Below are 18,182 nucleotides of genomic sequence, written 5' to 3'. Positions count from 1 at the left end.
ATGGCCGAGCACGAACCGGTCGAGGAGGCGCAGCCCCGCGACGGGCGGCTGCGGGTGTTCCTCGTCGACGACCACGCCATGTTCCGGGCGGGCGTACGCGCCGAGCTCGGCGCTCGCGTCGAGGTGGTGGGGGAAGCCAGCACGGTGGCCGAGGCGGTCAGCCGGATCGCCGCCACCCAGCCCGACGTGGTGCTGCTCGACGTGCACATGCCCGACGGTGGCGGCCGGGCGGTGCTGGACGCGATGCGGCGTACCCACCCGCAGGTGCGGTTCCTGGCGTTGAGTGTGTCCGATGCGGCGGAGGACGTGATCGGGCTGATCCGGGCGGGTGCCCGGGGCTACGTCACGAAGACCATCTCGCCGGAGGAGCTGACCGACGCGATCCGCCGGGTGGCCGACGGCGACGCCGTGTTCAGCCCGCGGCTGGCCGGGTTCGTGCTGGACGCGTTCGCGGCCCGGCCGGACGCGCCGGTCGCCGACCCCGAGCTGGACCAGCTCACCAACCGCGAACGCGAGGTGCTCCGGCTGCTGGCCCGGGGGTACGCCTACAAGGAGATCGCCCGGGAGCTGTACATCTCGATAAAGACGGTCGAGACGCACGTCTCCAACGTGCTGCGCAAGCTGCAGATGTCCAACCGGTACGAGCTGTCCCGCTGGGCGGCCGACCGCCGCCTGGTCTGACCGCCCCGACCGGCCGGCCCCGGTGCCCTCGTGGCGCCGGGGCCGCGCGCTGTCCGGGGCTGTCGGCGACCGGTTCAGATCACTCGGTGCGCAGCACGGTGAACGCCTCGGCCAGTCGGCCGGCGGGCAGTCCGGCGTCGCCGGCGATCATGCCGAGCAGGTCGTGCACCCAGGCCGCCACGTCCAGGTGCGCGGTCTGCGAGCGGTGCGCCCGCATCGCGGCGATCTTCCGGTCCACCCGGTCGGTGACGTCGACGGCGTGGTCCGGTGCCGGGCCGCCCGCGTACCAGATCTCCCGGACGACCCACGGCTCCAGGCCCGCGTCGATCAGCTCCGGAAAGGCGAAGCGGTTGCGGGCGTCGGGGTAGACGGCGCAGGTGGTGGCCTCGCCGACGGCCAGGTGGTCGGGGTGGCTCGGGCCGGTGAGGTGCTCCCAGCGGCGCAGCGGGGAGCTGGTCAGCACCCGGTCCGGGCGGAACCGGCGGATCCCGGCGGCGATGTCGCGGCGTAGCTCCGGGCTGGGGGAGAGGACGCCGTCGGGGTGGCCGTCGAGGAAGTCGACCCGGTGTACGCCGACCGCGGCGGCCGCCGCCCGCTGCTCCGCCTCACGTCGGGCGGGCAGTTCCGCGCGCGGGGTGTCGTCGAAGCCGCCGGAGTCCCCCCGGGTGACGATGAGGTACGCCACTTCGATACCCTCATCCACCCAGCCGGCGATGGTGCCCGCACAGCCGAAGTCGACATCATCCGGATGGGCAAAAACTGCCAGCGCCCGGCGTACGTCGGGAAGTACCGAAGCGGAGGCAGGAAGGCTCACAGCCGTCGAGACTACGCGTCGCCCTTCGACCGTTGTGGCCGGATTTTGCCTGTTCAGACCGGTACAGTTCGTCGATTTCATGATCTTTTCTCAAGTATCGGCAACGTGGCGGCCAACTAACGTCTTGATAACGGCACCTTCACGGAAGCTGCCGGTGGGTGTCACAGTTGCAGCACCTCACCCCCAGGTGTGAGGCAACTCGTCGGGCCCGCCGACCACGTGACGCCACCTCTGGTGGTGGCATGTGGCCGTCGACCCTGCACGGTGTCCTCGGGGGTGCGGTGCCCGGCGGATCGGTACCCCTGGGGTGTCCCGATTTTCCTCTGCGGTAAGCCGGCGGTCTGTGGTTCGGGCCGGCGGTTGGTGTCACCCCCCAAGACGTGCGTGAAACCCACGACGGAACCAGGTTAGAAAGAGGAGGCCCCTCGGAATGAGAGTCTCGAAGCGGGCGAGCGGCGCGCTCGCGGTGGGCGCGGCTTTCGCGCTCGTCGCGTCCGGCTGCTCGAGCGGGAACGACAACGGCGGCGACGCCAGCGCCAGCAAGGACGGCGCGATCGTCATCGACGGCACCCAGCCGGAGAACCCCCTGGTTCCGGCGAACACCACCGAGACCGGCGGCGGCAAGATCATCGACTGGATGTGGACCGGTCTGGTCGAGTACCCCAACAACGGTGGGGCCCCGCAGAACGCCCTTGCCGAGTCGATCGAGACGAGCGACTCCAAGGTCTTCAAGATCAAGATCAAGCAGAACACCAAGTTCCACGACGGCACCACCGTCAAGGCCGAGAGCTTCGTCAAGGCCTGGAACTGGGCGGCGTACGCCCCGAACGGCGCGCAGAACGCCAGCTTCTTCGCCGACATCCAGGGCTTCTCCGACCTGAACCCGGAGGACCCGGACGGCGACGGCCCGAAGAAGGCCCCGACCCCGACGGTCAAGGAGATGTCCGGCCTCAAGGTCGTCGACGACTGGAACTTCGAGGTCACGCTCTCCGCGCCGACCGCGGTGTTCCCGACCAAGCTGGGCTACAGCGCCTTCATGCCGCTCCCGGACGCCTTCTTCAACATGAAGCCCGAGGAGTTCGGCAAGAAGCCGATCGGTAACGGCCCGGTCAGCCTCGTCTCGTGGCAGGACGACGTCGAGATCAAGCTCACCCGCTTCGACGACTACAGCCTGCGCGACAAGATGAAGATCAAGGACGTCACCGTCAAGATCTATCAGGACGACACGGCGGCGTACGCCGACCTGGTCTCGGGTAACCTGGACTTCCAGCAGCAGGTCCCGGTCTCGTCGCTGGCCGGTGACAAGTGGAAGACCGACCTGGGCGACCGGGCCATCGCTTCCACCACCCCGTCGACGGGCATCATCGCCTTCCCGATCTACGACAAGCGCTTCCAGAACCCGAAGCTGCGCAAGGCGATCTCGCTGTCGATCAACCGGCAGGAGATCACCGACAAGATCTTCTTCGGTAACCGCAAGCCGGCCGACAGCTGGGCCAACCCGCTGACCCCGGGCGCCGAGCCGGGCAACTGCACCGCCTGCAAGTTCGACCCGACGCAGGCCAAGCAGCTCCTCACCGAGGCCGGTGGCTTCACCGGGCAGCTGAAGATGTACTACAACGCCGACGCCAGCCACAAGGAGTGGATGGAGGCCGTCGCCCAGCAGGTCAAGACCAACCTGGGTATCGACGCCGTCGCCGTCGGTGTGCCGACCTTCGCGGTCTTCCGGGCGAACATCAACGCCCACAAGATGGACGGCGCCTACCGGGCCGGTTGGCAGCAGGACTACCCGGACGTGGAGAACTGGATCAACCCGCTCTACGTGAAGGGTGGCTCCTCGAACGACGGTCTGTACAGCAACGACCAGGTGAACGCCCTCGCCAAGGAGGCCTCCGCGGCCCCCAGCCTCGAGGAGTCGCACAAGAAGTTCGCTGACGCCGTCAAGCTCATCGACCAGGACGTTCCGTCCATGCCGATCTACTTCGGTGGCCAGCAGTCCGGCCACTCGGAGAAGATCAAGAAGATGGAGCTGACCAACGTCGGCGAGCTCGACATCACCTCGGTCGAGCTCTGATCCGAACGGTCTGACCCCGGGTCGGGCTCGCCTACCGGTGAGCCCGACCCGGGGCCGTTCCGCGAGGGGGTGTACAACAAACCCCTCGCACGTTGTCGCCGCCCGTGTCGGCCGATCCGACGCGCCCCTTGTCTGGAGGACCACCCCATGGGCCGTTATCTCTTGAGACGGCTACTGCAACTCGTGCCGGTGTTCATCGGCACGACATTCCTGATCTACTGGCTCGTCTGGTCGGTACCCGGCGACCCGTTCGCCGGCAAGTGCGGCGACCGGGGCTGCCCGGAGAACTTCCGAGCGGTCATGACCGCGAAGTACCACCTCGACGACTCGATCTGGTTGCAGTACGCCAGCTACATGAAGAACCTGTTCCAGGGTGACTTCGGCATCACCTTCGGTGGCCGGGAAATCAGCGACATCATTCTGACGTCGTACCCCAACACCCTGAAGCTGGCGGTGGTGGCGCTGGCCATCGAGGCCGTCATCGGCCTCGGCGCGGGCGTGCTGACCGGTCTCCGGCGCAACGGGTTCCTGGACAACCTGGTCCTGGTCTCCACCCTGTTCCTGATCGCCCTGCCGGTCTTCGTCATCGGCTTCGTGCTCCAGTGGCTCCTGGGCGTCAACTGGCACATCGTCCACCCCACCGTCTCCAGCGAGATGCGGATCACCGAGTTGCTCCTGCCAGGCTTCGTCCTGGGCAGCGCCTCGACGGCGTACGTCGCCCGGGTGGCGCGCACCAGCATCGCCGAGAACCGGCGTGCCGACTACGTCCGTACCGCCATCGCCAAGGGCCTGCCCATGCGCCGGGTGGTCGGCGTGCACCTGCTGCGCAACTCGCTCATCCCGGTCGTCACCCTGCTCGGCACCGACCTCGGCGCCCTGATGGGTGGCGCCATCATCACCGAGGGCATCTTCGGCATCAACGGCATCGGCCGTCAGGTGCTGCGCGCCATCGTCACCAAGGAGAGCGCTACCGTTGTCGGCATCGTGGTGGTGCTGGTCGTCGTGTATCTGGTGATGAACCTGCTGGTGGACCTGCTCTACGCCGCCCTGGACCCGAGGATTCGCTATGAGTGACCCGAGCGCCGCATCGCTTGTCAGCACCCCCCGCCCCGAGCAGCCGTCCGAGGCCAGCGCCCCGGCCAACGCCGGGCTCCCGGAGAGCGCGCAGAAGCAGCAGAAGCCGCGCGGTCTGCTCGGTGACGCCTGGATCGACCTGCGCCGCAAGCCGCTGTTCTGGATCTCCGCCACGCTCATCGTGATCTTCGTGCTGATGGCGGCCTTCCCGTCGCTGTTCACCTCCGGCGACGCGGTGAACGGCGCGCTGTCCCGCAGCCAGGTGAAGCCCTCGGCCGACGCCTGGTTCGGCTACGACGTGCAGGGCCGGGACGTCTTCGCCCGGACCATCTACGGCGCCCGCGCCTCGATCATGGTGGCGCTGCTCTCCGTGATCGGCACGCTGCTGATCGGCGGCACCATGGGCATCATCGCCGGCTATCGCGGCGGCTGGGTGGACGCGTTGCTCTCCCGGATCGCGGACATCTTCTTCGGCCTGCCGTTCGTGCTCGGCTCGATCGTCATCCTGACCACCTTCAACGGCTCGGGCTCGGACAACAACGAGTGGACGATCATGGGTCTGGTCATCATGTCGCTGACCGTGTTGAGCTGGCCGGTCGTGATGCGGCTGATGCGCTCCTCGGTGCTGGCCACCAAGGAGGCCGACTACATCGTCGCGGCCCGGGCGCTGGGCGCCGGTACCGGCCGGATCATCCTCAAGCACCTGCTGCCGAACTGCCTCGCCCCGCTGCTGGTGTACGGGACGATCATGGTCGGCTCTTTCATCGGCGCCGAGGCCACCCTGTCCTTCCTGGGCATCGGCCTGAAGACGCCCGTCGTGTCCTGGGGCATCATGATCAGCGAGGCGCAGAACTACCTCCGGGTCTCGCCCTACCTGCTGTTCTTCCCCGCCGCGTTCCTCGTCACCGCCGTGCTGAGCTTCGTCATGCTCGGCGAGGCGGTCCGCGAGGCCCTCGACCCGAAGCTCCGATAGGGGATTCAGTTGTCCGACATTCTCGTGTCCGAGCAGTCCGCGCCGGGCGCCGACGGATCCGGCCGCCCCTCGGGCCGCCTGCTCGAGGTTGACGACCTGCGGGTCGAGTTCCGCACGCGGGACGGCGTCGCCAAGGTCATCAACGGGGTGACGTACCACGTCGACGCGGGGGAGACCCTCGCCGTGCTCGGCGAGTCCGGCTCCGGCAAGAGCGTCACCGCGCAGACCATCATGGGCATCCTCGACACTCCGCCCGGCTTCGTCACCGGTGGCCAGGTCCGCTTCCACGGCAAGGACATGCTCAAGATGTCCGCCGAGCAGCGGCGCCGCATCCGCGGCGAGGGCATTGCGATGATCTTCCAGGACTCGCTCTCCGCCCTCAACCCGGTTTTCACCGTCGGGTTCCAGATCGCCGAGCAGTTCCGCGTCCGGCGTGGCATGAGCCGCTCGGACGCCAAGAAGCGCGCGATCGAGATGCTCGACCAGGTGAAGATCCCGAACGCCAAGGGCCGGTTCAGCAACTACCCGCACCAGTTCTCCGGCGGCATGCGGCAGCGCGCCATGATCGCGATGTCGCTGGCGCTGGACCCGGAGGTGCTGATCGCCGACGAGCCGACCACCGCCCTGGACGTGACCGTGCAGGCCCAGATCATGGACCTGCTCGGCGAGCTCCAGCGGGAGCGGCAGATGGGCATGATCCTGATCACCCACGACCTCGGCGTGGTCGCCGACGTCGCGGACCGGATCGCGGTGATGTACGCCGGCCGGATCGTCGAGGAAGCCAACGTGTACGACCTGTACGCCAAGCCGGCGCACCCGTACACCCTCGGCCTGCTCAACTCGATCCCCCGGCTGGACGAGAAGGGGCAGGAGCTCCGCACCATCAAGGGCCTCCCGCCGAACTTGATGAACATCCCGTCGGGCTGCCCGTTCAACCCGCGCTGCCCCATGGCGCAGCCGGTGTGCCGGGAGAAGTTGCCCCCGCTGCTGCAGATCGGCAGCGGCCGGGCCAGCGCCTGCCACTTCGCCGAGGAGCTCGTGAACCGTGACTGAGAACATCATCGAGGTCCGTGACCTGGTCAAGCACTACCCCGTGACCCGGGGCGTCGTGTTCAAGAAGACCATCGGTCACGTCAAGGCGGTCGACGGCGTCTCCTTCGACCTGAAGGCCGGCGAGACGCTCGGCGTGGTGGGCGAGTCCGGCTGCGGCAAGTCGACGCTCGCCCGGGTCCTGATGAACCTGGAGCGGCCGACCAGCGGCCAGGTGCTCTACAAGGGGCAGGACATCTCCAAGCTGTCCGGTGGCGCGCTGCGGCGGCTGCGCCGGCAGATCCAGCTGGTGATGCAGGACCCGTACACCTCGCTGAACCCGCGGATGACGGTCGGCGACCTGATCGGCGAGCCGTTCGAGATCCACCCCGAGGTGGCCCCGCGCGGCAGCCGCCGGAACAAGGTCAAGGAGCTGCTCGACCTGGTCGGCCTGAACCCGGAGCACATCAACCGGTACCCGCACCAGTTCTCCGGCGGCCAGCGGCAGCGCATCGGCATCGCCCGGGCGCTCGCCCTGCGGCCCGAGGTCATCGTCTGCGACGAGCCGGTGTCGGCCCTGGACGTGTCGATCCAGGCGCAGGTGATGAACCTGCTGGAGAAGCTCCAGGCCGAGTTCGGTCTGTCGTACGTCTTCATCGCCCACGACCTGTCGGTCGTGCGTCACCTCTCCGACCGGGTCGCGGTGATGTACCTGGGCAAGATGGTGGAGATCGGCACCGAGGACGAGATCTACGAGCGGCCGACCCACCCGTACACCCAGGCGCTGCTGTCGGCGGTGCCGGTGCCGGACCCGACCCTGCGGGACAACAAGGCGATCATCCGGCTCACCGGTGACGTCCCCTCGCCGATCAGCCCGCCCTCGGGCTGCCGGTTCCGCACCCGGTGCTGGAAGGCGCAGGACCTCTGCGCCCAGGAGGTGCCGCTGCTCCAGATCCGCCCGGGCTCGGACCACCCGAGCGCCTGCCACTTCGCCGAGCGGCGGGAGATCGTGCCCGCCCACGAGGTGGCCTGATCGATCCGGACCGCCTGCCGGCGTCAGCTCGACGCCGGCAGGCGGTTCGTCATGTCCGGCGACTCCAGCTCGGCTGGCGACCATAATTCGGCCTCCGCGCCGCCAGGCGGCGCTCCGGACCGAATGAAGGCCGGTCTGGCGCCGCGCCACGACCTGGAGCCGCCGTCCGAGCTCCTCACAGCGGGCCGCGGCCGGCGCGGAGCAGCAGCAGCGCGAGTTGGGTGCCGTCCGCGCCGAGCCCCTCCCGGAACCGCTCCAGGATCTCCCGCTCCCGGGACAGCACGAGGCGGGTGCCGCCGGAGGCCATCCGGGTGGCTCCGACCTCCTGGGACAGCGCGGCCCGCTCCTGCCAGAGGGCGATGATCGTGCGGTCGATCTCGTCGATCCGTTCGCGGATGGCCACGATCCGCTCGGCGGCCGCCGAGTCGTCGGTGCCGGTCCGCGCCGCAGCGGCCCCGGTCGGGTCGGTGTCGCCGGTCCGGTCGTGTCGCGCCGGGCTGCCGCTGGACTCCACCACGTCAGTCATCATCGTCGTACCCTTCGGGTCTCGGGCCCGGTGCCCGGATCCCGGGACGAAAAAGCCCCGGGCTCCAGGAGCCCGGGGCTTTCGCAGGTCTGTGATCAGGCGCGACCTACGGCTGCCGGACTCCCGGTGCCGTAGTAAAAGTAGAAGCGCTGACCGAACACGTCGTCGAGTATGCCGACCGGCGGGCCCGGCGCGCAAGGAAACCCGCCAACAGATGGGACGGGGCACTGACAGCTTCGTCTCGTCCGGGCCGGCGTGGGCGGGAAGTGTCCGCCGGGCGGCATAGACTCGCCGTGCGATGCATCCTCTCTTCGACATTCCCGCGCCCCCGCCCGCGCCGGAGTCCCGCCCGGCCCCGTCGCGCCGGCCCGGGGTCGTCCGGCCGGACCCGCAGGCACTCCTCGACGGGTTGAACGGTCCCCAGCGGGACGCGGTCACCCACGCCGGTTCGCCACTGCTGATCGTGGCCGGCGCCGGCTCCGGCAAGACCCGGGTGCTGACGAACCGGATCGCGTACCTGCTCGCCGCGCGGGACGTGCACCCGGGCGAGATCATCGCGATCACCTTCACCAACAAGGCCGCCGGCGAGATGAAGGAGCGGGTGGCCGCGCTGGTCGGCCCGCGCGCCCGGTTGATGTGGGTGTCGACCTTCCACTCGGCCTGCGTCCGGATCCTGCGCGCCGAACACGAGCACGCCGGGCTCAAGTCCACCTTCTCGATCTACGACGCGGACGACTCGCGCCGGTTGATGCAGCTCGTCGCCCGCGAGCTGGACCTGGACCCGAAGCGCTACCCGGCGCGCGGCCTGGCGGCCCAGGTCTCCAACCTGAAGAACGAGCTGGTCGACCCGGAGGCGTTCACCGCCCGGGCCAAGGGGCCCAACGAGCGGGCCCTGGCCGAGGCTTACACGCTCTACCAGCGGCGGTTGCGCGAGGCGCACGCGCTGGACTTCGACGACCTGATCATGACCACGGTGCACCTGCTCCAGTCGCACCCGCACGTCGCGGAGAGCTACCGGCGCCGGTTCCGGCACGTGCTGGTGGACGAGTACCAGGACACCAACCACGCCCAGTACGTGCTGATCAAGGAGCTGGTCTCCGGCACCGAGGGGATCCCGCCGGCCGAGCTGTGCGTGGTGGGTGACGCCGACCAGTCGATCTACGCGTTCCGGGGCGCGACCATCCGCAACATCCTCGAGTTCGAGCGCGACTTCACCGACGCCCGGACGATCCTGCTGGAGCAGAACTACCGCTCCACCCAGACCATCCTCAACGCCGCCAACGCGGTGATCGACCGGAACACCTCCCGCAAGCCGAAGCGGCTGTGGAGCGACGCCGGCGCCGGCGAGCAGATCGTCGGCTACGTGGCCGACACCGAGCACGCCGAGGCGGACTGGGTGGCGCGGGAGATCGACCGGCTGGTCGACCAGGGTGACACCCGCCCCGGCGACGTGGCGGTCTTCTACCGCACCAACGCCATGTCCCGGGTCTTCGAGGAGGTGTTCATCCGGGTCGGCCTGCCGTACAAGGTGGTTGGTGGGGTGCGCTTCTACGAGCGCAAGGAGGTCCGCGACGCACTGGCCTACCTGCGCGCGGTGGTCAACGACGACGACACGGTCAGCCTGCGGCGGATCCTCAACACCCCGCGCCGGGGCATCGGCGAGCGGGCCGAGGCGTGCGTGGAGGCCCTGGCCAGCCGGGACCGGATCTCCTTCGGTGCGGCGCTGCGCCGGGCCAAGGACGCACCCGGGATCTCCACCCGGGCCGCCAACGGCATCGCCGAGTTCGTCGCGCTCCTCGACTCGGCGCGCGAGCTGGCCGCGACCGGCACCCCCGAGGACGTGCTGGAGGCCCTGCTGACCCGCTCGGGCTACCTCAGCGAGCTGGAGGAGAGCCTGGATCCGCAGGACGCCGGCCGGGTGGACAACCTTCAGGAGTTGGTCAGCGTCGCCCGCGAATACACCGAGCGGATCGAGGCGCTGGGCGAGGAGGATGAGCGGGCCACCCTGGCCGGGTTCCTGGAGCAGGTGGCGCTGGTCGCCGACGCCGACCAGGTCCCCGCCGACGACCCCGAGCACCAGGGCGTGGTCACCCTGATGACGCTGCACACGGCGAAGGGCCTGGAATTTCCGGTGGTCTTCCTCAGCGGCCTGGAGGACGGCGTCTTCCCGCACCTGCGCTCGCTCGGCGACAACCGGGAGCTGGAGGAGGAGCGGCGACTGGCGTACGTGGGCATCACCCGGGCCCGGCAGCGCCTCTACCTGTCCCGGGCGGTCACCCGGTCGGCCTGGGGGGCACCGGCGTACAACCCGGCGTCACGCTTCCTCGAGGAGCTGCCGCCGGAGCTGGTCCGCTGGGAGCGCCTCGAGGCCTCGTACACCTCGTGGGCCGGCGGTGGCGGCGGCGTCGGCGGCCGCGCGGACCGCGCGCCCGGCGGCCGGGGCGGCTTCACCGGGGGTACGCCGAAGGCCACCCAGCTCGCGAAGCGGCTCGGGGTGGATGCCAGCCGGCTGTCCACGGCCAGCGAGCTGCGGCAGGCGCCGAAGGTGTCGGTGGGGGACCGGGTCAACCACCAGCGCTACGGGCTGGGTCGGGTGCTGGCCGTCGAGGGGCACGGCCCGGGCGCCCGGGCGCAGATCGACTTCGGCGACCAGACCATGTGGCTGGTGCTCCGGCACGCCCCGATCGACAAGCTCTGACGGCGGGGCCCGGCCCGGCGGGTGCCGGACCGGGCCCCTCCTCGTGCCGTGGCCGTCAGCAGGCCACGTCGATGCCCCGGGCGCGCAGGAACGGCGCCGGGTCGATCTGGTTCCACATGGCGCCCTGGTGCACCTCGAAGTGCAGGTGCGGGCCGGTGGCGTCGCCGGTGGCGCCCTCGTAGCCGATGACCTGACCGGCGCTCACCTTGTCGCCGACGCTGACGATCAGCCGGCTCTGGTGCCCGTAGTGGGTCAGGTAGCCGTTGTGGTGGTCGATGAAGACCGAGTTGCCGTACCCGTCGCCGGCGTCACCGGCCTTGACCACCGTGCCGGCCGCAGCCGCGTGGATCGGGGTGCCTGCGGGCATCGCGAAGTCGATCCCGGCGTGCAGGGTGCCCCACCGCGGCCCGTAGCAGGAGGTGATCGTGGCACCCTTCATCGGGATGACCCAGGCGGGCTTCGGCGGGACGGTCTTCTTCGGCTTCGGCTTCGGCTTCGGCTTGGCGGTGGCCGTCCTCGTCGGCGTGGGGCTGGCCGCAGTCGGGCTCGGCGACGGGCTGGCCGGGGTGGCCGACGGGGTGACCGGGGCGGTCGACTCGCGGACGGAGCGGTCGGCGCGGGCGGCGTCCTCGGCGCGGGCCTGGGCGTCGAAGTCGACGGCGGCCGGGGCCGGGGTGCCATGGTCGGCGGTCGCGACGGAGACGCCGCCGAAGCCGAGGCCGACCAGGGCGACCGCGCCGAGGACCAGGTAGGTGGCACGGCGACCCGTGCTCGCGCGCCGCCGATGCCGGGCGGGGGCGTCCGGGGTTTTCTCGTTCTGGCTGGAGCTGGCTTCCTGCACGGGGACCTTCATCAGTCGAGGGGCACGTGACCTCGAAATACTGGTGTCGGCTCCGGTCGTGGCGGGTACTGGGTCCGGGAGGCCGGGCCGGACTGGTGATCGATCGTGTCCGGGTTCAGCCCGTTCCAGTGCGATTTGCTCGAAAAAAGGATCATGCGTGGTGGTGGCGCTGCTCACACTTCCCGCTGTGACCCAGCCAACTTTTGCGCCTACGAAAAACCGCCCAGATCATGCGATCCGGGCGGTCAATGCACGATGCGCAGCGTCAGGACGCGGCTGCCTCGCTGTAGAACTCCTCCAACTCCAGCTGGATGTTCACTCCGCGCTTCATGAGCCACGGCACCGGGTCCTGCGGCTGGCCGTTGACATGGATCTCCAGGTGCAGGTGGGAGCCGTAGGAGTGGCCGGTGTTGCCGACCAGGCCGAGCTGGTCGCCGGCCTTGACCTGCTGGCCCTCCTTGACGCTGACCTCGGAGGAGTGACCGTAGATGGCCTCGCTGCCGTCCGGGTGCTGGACGATCACCGCGTAGCCGTAGCCGCCGAACCAGCCCGCCTTGGTGACCGTGCCGCTGTGGATCGCGGTGTACGGCGTGCCCTCCGGGGCGACCAGGTCGATGCCGGTGTGCAACTTGCCCCAGCGCACGCCGTAGGGCGCGTTGAAGTCGTATCCGTGCAGGGGCAGCAGCCAGGCGTCCTGCTCGGCCGCGGCCTTGCTCTGCCCGCGGTCGGCGCGGGTCGCCACGTCAGCGCTGTCGGCGCGGCTCGCCGCGTCCTGGCTGGTGATCGAGGCCCGCTTGAGCTCGTCGATGGCCGACGGGCTGACGCTCTTGGCGTCCGGGAGGGCGTTCGCGCCGAGGGCGACGATGCCGGCTCCCACGAAAGCGGTCGTCACGACCGCGGCGTAGCGGCTCCGCGGGGGGGTGGGTACGCGGCGTCGACCGCGATATCTATCGGGCTCAGACGACAGGCGCTGGCGCACGCACACCCTCCGTTGTCGGGGATCCGATGCGACCTCCAGCCGTTCGATGAAGCTCCGTCGAACGTCCGGTGGCCGCGTCGTCACCCGTCCGTGGACCTGATGACAACCGTGGACACGTTAGCCAACAGCCACACTGGTCACAAGCCAAAGCGCCGAAATGGTGTTTCTTTCTGTCCCTTTACATCCGCTCTTGTCATGTCTCGTGCCGCCGGTTGGAGGGCCCGATCACTGTCCGTTCGTCGCGGACAGTGACCGTTCGGCGGAGGCGTCCGGCTTTGGGCGTGCGGGGGCGCGCGGTAGTGGGCACGGTGCTCCAGGTGACTGCCGCCCGGGTTCCGCGCGTCGGATCCGCCTGGCGCGGGCGCGGTCGTATGAGACAGGCCCCAACGGTGCCGGCCCGGGTTCCCGGCACCCGACCGGGCGGGTTACCGTTCGTTCAGGTGACAGTGCCGTAGCCGGTGAAAGGTGTGCGCTGATGAGCTCTCGTATCCGGGTCGTCGTCGCGAAGCCCGGCCTGGACGGCCACGACCGGGGCGCGAAGGTCGTCGCGCGTGCCCTGCGGGACGCCGGTATGGAGGTCATCTACACCGGGCTGCACCAGACCCCGGAGCAGATCGTGGAGACCGCCATCCAGGAGGACGCCGACGCGGTCGGCCTCTCCGTGCTCTCCGGCGCGCACATGACGCTCTTCAAGCGGGTGCTGGAGTTGCTCGCCGAGCGCGACGCGGCCGACATCGTGGTCTTCGGCGGCGGCATCATCCCGGACGCCGACATCCCCGAGCTGGAGCGGCTCGGCGTCGCCAAGATCTTCACCCCCGGCGCCACCACCCAGTCGATCGTCGAGTGGGTCCGGGAGAACGTCGCCCAGCCGGTCGCCTGACCCGGGTCGCGCCCGGTCCTCGACGAATGTTCGCGCGAGCGGCGGTAAGGAAGGATGCCGGGCGGACGCGACCGGGGAACCCCGGACAGGGGGGAGGGGCCGGACGCACCCCTCACACGCCCGGCCCCTCTATGCACGATGCCCCGCCGCCACCCCTCGACCGACAGGGCATCGGCCGCTCCCGTCGCCGCGCTGTACCAGCGCTCCGACATCAGACTCAACGACGCCCCCACCGGGCGGTTACGCCTCTTCCGTAAATCCCCCGGATGGCTGACCCGCCCTCCGGAATGAGCCCGCCCGACCAGATCGCCGTCGTTGGCCGAGCGGCCCCGGTACGGCCGCCGCGCAGGAGGGGAGAGGCCCTGGTCTACCGATCGCGGCGAGGACATTTCTTCGCTGGGCCACCTGGGCGTACCGGGCAACGGTGGCTGTGCATTACGGCACACCGCGCACCCGCTCGGTTGCCCCCGGTTCCCATCTCGTTAGGCTGCGGCAAATGGCCTGTCTCATCTGATGACAGGCGTCAAACTTATTTTCCAACGCTGGTGGCGGCGCGAGGGCGCGCCGCGGAGACGGGACGGGACGCGCAATCGTGGACCTGTACGAGTACCAGGGGCGGGACCTGTTCGAGCGGCACGGCTTGCCCGTGCTCGCCGGCGGCGTCGCCACTACCCCGGAGGAGGCCCGCGCGATCGCCGAACGCCTCGGCGGCCGGGTGGTCGTCAAGGCGCAGGTGAAGGTCGGCGGCCGTGGCAAGGCCGGCGGGGTCAAGCTGGCCGAGGGCGCGGAGGAGACGGTGGCCCGGGCCACCGACATTCTCGGCATGGACATCAAGGGTCACACGGTCCACAAGGTCATGATCACCGTGACCGCGGACGTGGCCGAGGAGTACTACTTCTCCTACCTGCTCGACCGGGCGAACCGTACCTTCCTCTGCATCGCCAGCGTGGCCGGCGGCATGGACATCGAGCAGGTCGCGGCCGAGACCCCGGAGAAGGTGGTCAAGGCTCCGATCGACGCCAACGTCGGCGTGGACGAGGCGAAGGCGCGCGATATCGTGACCGCGGCCGGGTTCCCCGCCGAGGTGGCCGACCAGGTCGTCGAGGTCGCGGTGAAGCTGTGGCAGGCGTTCGTCGCCGAGGACGCCACGCTGGTCGAGGTGAACCCGCTGGCCAAGACCAAGGACGGCAAGCTGCTGCTGCTGGACGCCAAGATCAGCCTGGACGAGAACGCCGCGTTCCGGCACCCGGACCACGAGGCCCTGGTCGACCAGGCCGCGGTGGACCCGCTTGAGCAGGCCGCCAAGGAGAAGGACCTCAACTACGTCAAGCTCGACGGCGAGGTCGGCATCATCGGCAACGGCGCGGGCCTGGTCATGTCCACCCTCGACGTGGTGGCGTACGCGGGCGAGCGGCACGGCGGCGTCAAGCCGGCCAACTTCCTCGACATCGGCGGTGGCGCGAGCGCCGCGGTGATGGCGAACGGCCTGGAGATCGTGCTCTCCGACCCCTCGGTCAAGAGCGTCTTCGTCAACGTCTTCGGCGGTATCACCGCCTGCGACGCGGTCGCCAACGGCATCGTGCAGGCGCTGGCGCTGCTCGAGCAGCGCGGCGAGCAGGTCACCAAGCCGCTCGTCGTCCGCCTCGACGGCAACAACGCGGAGGCCGGCCGGGCGATCCTCGACGGCGCGAACAACCCGCTGATCGAGCGGGTCGACACCATGGACGGCGCGGCCGAGCGGGCCGCCGAGCTGGCGGCTGCGGGGGTCTGATCATGGCTATCTGGCTGACCAAGGACTCGAAGGTCATCGTGCAGGGGATGACCGGATCCGAGGGTTCCAAGCACACCCGGCGGATGCTCGCCGCCGGCACCAACGTGGTCGGTGGCGTCAACCCGCGCAAGGCGGGCCAGACCGTCGACTTCGACGGCACCGAGCTGCCGGTGTTCGCCACCGTCGCCGACGCCATGAAGGAGACCGGGGCGGACGTCACGGTCATCTTCGTGCCGCCGCAGTTCACCAAGGCCGCGGCCATCGAGGCGATCGACGCCGGCATCGAGCTGGCCGTGGTGATCACCGAGGGCGTGCCGGTGCACGACACCGCCGCGCTCTGGGCGTACAACGTGGCGAAGGGCGAGCGGACCCGGATCATCGGCCCGAACTGCCCGGGCATCGCCTCGCCGGGCGCCTCCAACGCCGGCATCATCCCGGCCGACATCACCGGCAGCGGCCGGATCGGCCTGGTCAGCAAGAGCGGCACGCTGACCTACCAGATGATGTACGAGCTGCGCGACATCGGCTTCTCGACCTGCGTCGGCATCGGCGGTGACCCGATCATCGGCACCACCCACATCGACGCGCTGGCCGCGTTCGAGGCGGACCCGGAGACCGACGCCATCGTGATGATCGGTGAGATCGGCGGCGACGCCGAGGAGCGGGCGGCCGAGTTCATCAAGGCCAACGTCACCAAGCCGGTGGTCGGCTACATCGCCGGCTTCACCGCCCCGCCCGGCAAGACCATGGGCCACGCCGGCGCGATCATCTCCGGCTCGGCGGGCACCGCCGAGGCGAAGAAGGCGGCGCTGGAGGCGGTCGGCGTGAAGGTCGGCAAGACGCCGACCGAGACCGCCAAGCTGATGCGGGAGATCATGTCCGGCCGCTGAGCTGCCGGGTCACGTACCGCGGGGGTCGACCGGTCCGGTCGACCCCCGCGGGCTTCTTGCCCGGCGCTTGAGCAGGCGAGTCCGGTGCGGCCGGCCCGGCGGGTCAGCGGTACCAGTAGGGGTAGTGGGCGCCCCGAGCCCGGACGATCGCGCTGGCGATGAGGTTGATGACGCCCAGCGCGACGGCCAGCCAGCCGAGCAGTTGCGAACGCCCGAAACGCCGCGCGTCCCGGATCGACAGGTAGCCGAAGACGATGCCCAGGATGCCGCAGCAGAGCACGCCGAGGACGATCCCCAGGACGCCCCAGAGAGTGGTCCGGTCCCGGCCGGGGGCCGGCGGTGGTGGTGGCGGCGGGTACGGAGCGTTCACGGCTACCTCCGGACGGACGGACCGGCGACGAACGGCCACGTCCTGGGCCGAGGCTAACCGGATCGGGGGCGGAGAGCCGGTGGATCAGGGAACTCGCCGCTCTGCCGCAGCGGTATCGGACTGCCGTCGCCCGCGTGACATGCCAGAGTAGAACGCGATGCCACCCGTCACCCCTGACCAGCCCCGCCGTCCCGCCGCCGGTGCCCGGCCGACCGGCCGTGCCCGACCGGCGCCGCGGGTGCCCGCGCCCCGGTCCGGGGAGGGGTCGCGCGGCCGGGCCCCGCTGCCCGTCGCCGCCGGGGTGGCGGCCGGGTGGGCGGCCGTGACGTCCTGGCTGCCGGTCACCCTGGTGCTCGGCCTGGCCCAGCTCAGCGCGGACGCCGGCTCGCTGCCCGGTGCGCTGCGTGCCGGCGCCGCCGGCTGGCTGCTCGGCCACGGGGTGCCGCTGGGGACCTCCGCCGGGCCGCTCGGCCTGGCGCCGCTCGCCCTCACCGCGCTCGCCGTCTGGCGGCTCACCCGGGCCGGCGTGCACGTGAGCCGGGCCATCGGCGCGCGCGGCGGTCGCTCGCCCCGGCAGGCGCTCACCGCCGCGGTCGCCGTCGGCATCGGGTACGCGCTGCTCGGCGCCGTCGCCGCGATCGCGGTCAGTGCCGGCGGCCCGCAGGTGTCCCCGGTCCGGGCCGCGGTGACCTTCTGGATCTTCGGCACGGTGTGCGCACTGGTCGGCGCGGCGCGTACCACGGCCGTGTCGGTGCTGCTGGCGCGGCGCTTCCCGCCGCCGCTGCGGGACGGGCTGCGGACCGGGCTGGTCGCCGGGCTGCTGCTGCTCGCCGCGGGTGCCGGGGCGGCCGGCCTGTCGGTGGCCACCGGGGGCGGCGACGCGGCCGACATGATCGGCGCGTACCGGACCGGGGTGGCCGGTCAGGCGGGGGTCACCCTGGTCAGCCTCGCGTACGCCCCGAACGCCACCGTCTGGTCGACCAGTTATCTGCTCGGGCCCGGGTTCGCCGTCGGCAGCGGCACCGCCGTCCAGGTCAGAGAGGTCTCGCTCGGCGCGCTGCCGGCCGTACCGCTGCTGGCCGGGCTGCCGCGCGGCCCGATGGACGGGGCCGGCGCGGGACTGCTCGCGGTGCCGGTGCTGGCCGGGATGGCGGCCGGCTGGCTGCTGGCCCGGCGGCTGCTGCGGGCCGCGACCGACGGGCGGGCGACGGTGGGCTGGCCCGCGCTGCTCGTCCCGGCGGCGCTCGCCGGCCCGGTCGCCGGGGCGCTGCTCGGCCTGGCCGCCGCGCTCTCCGGCGGTCCGCTCGGCGGCGGCCGGCTGGCCGAGATCGGCCCGGTCTGGTGGCAGGTGGCCGGGGTGGCGACCCTGGTGGTCGCCGCCGGCGCGCTGCTCGGCGCCGCCGCCACCAAAATCCTCGCCCGCACCCCCACCCCTACCCCCTCTCGCCCCACCCGCGCCACCCCCACCCGCCCCGCTGCCCCACGCCCCCCCGGCCCGCCGCGTTGATCAAGAAGTTTGCGTTCGGGACGACCCGCGGAGCCCGGACGCAAA

16 protein-coding genes are annotated in these 18,182 nt (G+C 70.7%); 11 read left to right on the top strand and 5 right to left on the bottom strand.

What is annotated here, in order from left to right; genetic code table 11:
* Positions 1-681: a response regulator transcription factor gene (locus tag ACFYML_RS00360; protein WP_073834844.1), complete on the top strand. Its 681-nt coding sequence runs from the start codon at positions 1-3 to the stop codon at positions 679-681.
* A 79-nt stretch (positions 682-760) separates the two neighbouring features.
* On the opposite strand, the gene ACFYML_RS00355 is transcribed toward ACFYML_RS00360, so the two are convergent.
* A complete protein-coding gene (locus ACFYML_RS00355; protein WP_387418588.1) occupies positions 761-1,495 on the bottom strand; it encodes a PIG-L deacetylase family protein in 735 nt (244 codons plus the stop codon).
* Between the two features lie 430 nt (positions 1,496-1,925).
* Between ACFYML_RS00355 and ACFYML_RS00350 the strand changes: the two genes are divergently transcribed.
* The 5 genes from ACFYML_RS00350 (at position 1,926) to ACFYML_RS00330 (ending at position 7,675) form a co-directional block, all read left to right on the top strand.
* The gene (locus tag ACFYML_RS00350) at positions 1,926-3,566 is read left to right on the top strand and encodes an ABC transporter substrate-binding protein (RefSeq protein WP_387418587.1); all 1,641 of its coding nucleotides are present in this window, start codon (positions 1,926-1,928) and stop codon (positions 3,564-3,566) included.
* A gap of 147 nt (positions 3,567-3,713) precedes the next feature.
* Positions 3,714-4,640: an ABC transporter permease gene (locus tag ACFYML_RS00345; RefSeq protein ID WP_357437986.1), complete on the top strand. Its 927-nt coding sequence runs from the start codon at positions 3,714-3,716 to the stop codon at positions 4,638-4,640.
* The gene (locus ACFYML_RS00340; RefSeq protein ID WP_387274704.1) at positions 4,633-5,613 is read left to right on the top strand and encodes an ABC transporter permease; all 981 of its coding nucleotides are present in this window, start codon (positions 4,633-4,635) and stop codon (positions 5,611-5,613) included. The genes ACFYML_RS00345 and ACFYML_RS00340 overlap by 8 nt, the downstream gene beginning before the upstream one ends.
* Before the next feature lie 24 nt (positions 5,614-5,637).
* The gene (locus ACFYML_RS00335; protein WP_073834959.1) at positions 5,638-6,666 is read left to right on the top strand and encodes an ABC transporter ATP-binding protein; all 1,029 of its coding nucleotides are present in this window, start codon (positions 5,638-5,640) and stop codon (positions 6,664-6,666) included.
* The gene (locus tag ACFYML_RS00330) at positions 6,659-7,675 is read left to right on the top strand and encodes an ABC transporter ATP-binding protein (protein ID WP_387418586.1); all 1,017 of its coding nucleotides are present in this window, start codon (positions 6,659-6,661) and stop codon (positions 7,673-7,675) included. The genes ACFYML_RS00335 and ACFYML_RS00330 overlap by 8 nt, the downstream gene beginning before the upstream one ends.
* Positions 7,676-7,850: 175 nt before the next feature.
* Here ACFYML_RS00330 and ACFYML_RS00325 read toward each other — a convergent pair whose 3' ends face one another.
* Positions 7,851-8,204 carry a chorismate mutase gene (locus ACFYML_RS00325; RefSeq protein WP_387418585.1) on the bottom strand — a complete coding sequence of 118 codons (354 nt, stop codon included), beginning with the start codon at positions 8,202-8,204 and terminating at the stop codon, positions 7,851-7,853.
* Positions 8,205-8,499: 295 nt separating this feature from the next.
* Between ACFYML_RS00325 and pcrA the strand changes: the two genes are divergently transcribed.
* The gene (gene pcrA, locus ACFYML_RS00320) at positions 8,500-10,899 is read left to right on the top strand and encodes a DNA helicase PcrA (protein WP_387418584.1); all 2,400 of its coding nucleotides are present in this window, start codon (positions 8,500-8,502) and stop codon (positions 10,897-10,899) included.
* A gap of 55 nt (positions 10,900-10,954) precedes the next feature.
* Here the strand turns inward: pcrA and ACFYML_RS00315 are convergent, their stop codons facing one another.
* Together ACFYML_RS00315 and ACFYML_RS00310 are read right to left on the bottom strand one after the other, a co-directional pair.
* The gene (locus ACFYML_RS00315) at positions 10,955-11,752 is read right to left on the bottom strand and encodes a M23 family metallopeptidase (protein WP_387418582.1); all 798 of its coding nucleotides are present in this window, start codon (positions 11,750-11,752) and stop codon (positions 10,955-10,957) included.
* A 253-nt stretch (positions 11,753-12,005) separates the two neighbouring features.
* Positions 12,006-12,719 (bottom strand): M23 family metallopeptidase, encoded by a 714-nt coding sequence (locus ACFYML_RS00310; protein ID WP_387418580.1) that lies wholly within the window; start codon positions 12,717-12,719, stop codon positions 12,006-12,008.
* Between the two features lie 475 nt (positions 12,720-13,194).
* Here ACFYML_RS00310 and ACFYML_RS00305 point away from each other — a divergent pair, with 475 nt between their 5' ends.
* The 3 genes from ACFYML_RS00305 to sucD all read left to right on the top strand — a co-directional run bounded on the left by ACFYML_RS00305 (position 13,195) and on the right by sucD (position 16,260).
* Positions 13,195-13,599, top strand: a complete 405-nt coding sequence (locus ACFYML_RS00305) for a cobalamin B12-binding domain-containing protein (protein ID WP_073834834.1) — start codon at positions 13,195-13,197, stop codon at positions 13,597-13,599.
* Between the two features lie 592 nt (positions 13,600-14,191).
* On the top strand, positions 14,192-15,370 hold the full coding sequence (sucC, locus tag ACFYML_RS00300) for an ADP-forming succinate--CoA ligase subunit beta (RefSeq protein WP_387418579.1): 1,179 nt from the start codon (positions 14,192-14,194) through the stop codon (positions 15,368-15,370).
* A gap of 2 nt (positions 15,371-15,372) precedes the next feature.
* Positions 15,373-16,260, top strand: a complete 888-nt coding sequence (gene sucD / locus ACFYML_RS00295) for a succinate--CoA ligase subunit alpha (RefSeq protein ID WP_387274688.1) — start codon at positions 15,373-15,375, stop codon at positions 16,258-16,260.
* A gap of 103 nt (positions 16,261-16,363) precedes the next feature.
* Here the strand turns inward: sucD and ACFYML_RS00290 are convergent, their stop codons facing one another.
* Positions 16,364-16,630, bottom strand: a complete 267-nt coding sequence (locus ACFYML_RS00290) for a DUF4190 domain-containing protein (protein WP_387418578.1) — start codon at positions 16,628-16,630, stop codon at positions 16,364-16,366.
* Between the two features lie 157 nt (positions 16,631-16,787).
* Between ACFYML_RS00290 and ACFYML_RS00285 the strand changes: the two genes are divergently transcribed.
* Positions 16,788-18,137: a DUF6350 family protein gene (locus ACFYML_RS00285; RefSeq protein ID WP_387418577.1), complete on the top strand. Its 1,350-nt coding sequence runs from the start codon at positions 16,788-16,790 to the stop codon at positions 18,135-18,137.
* Positions 18,138-18,182 lie beyond the last annotated feature (45 nt).

The sequence above is a fragment of the Micromonospora sp. NPDC007230 genome (assembly GCF_042869115.1).
In the GTDB taxonomy this organism is placed as follows: Bacteria; Actinomycetota; Actinomycetes; order Mycobacteriales; family Micromonosporaceae; genus Micromonospora.
The sequence above is the reverse complement of the archived record's forward strand: the minus strand, read 5'-3'. Positions and strand labels throughout refer to the sequence as shown.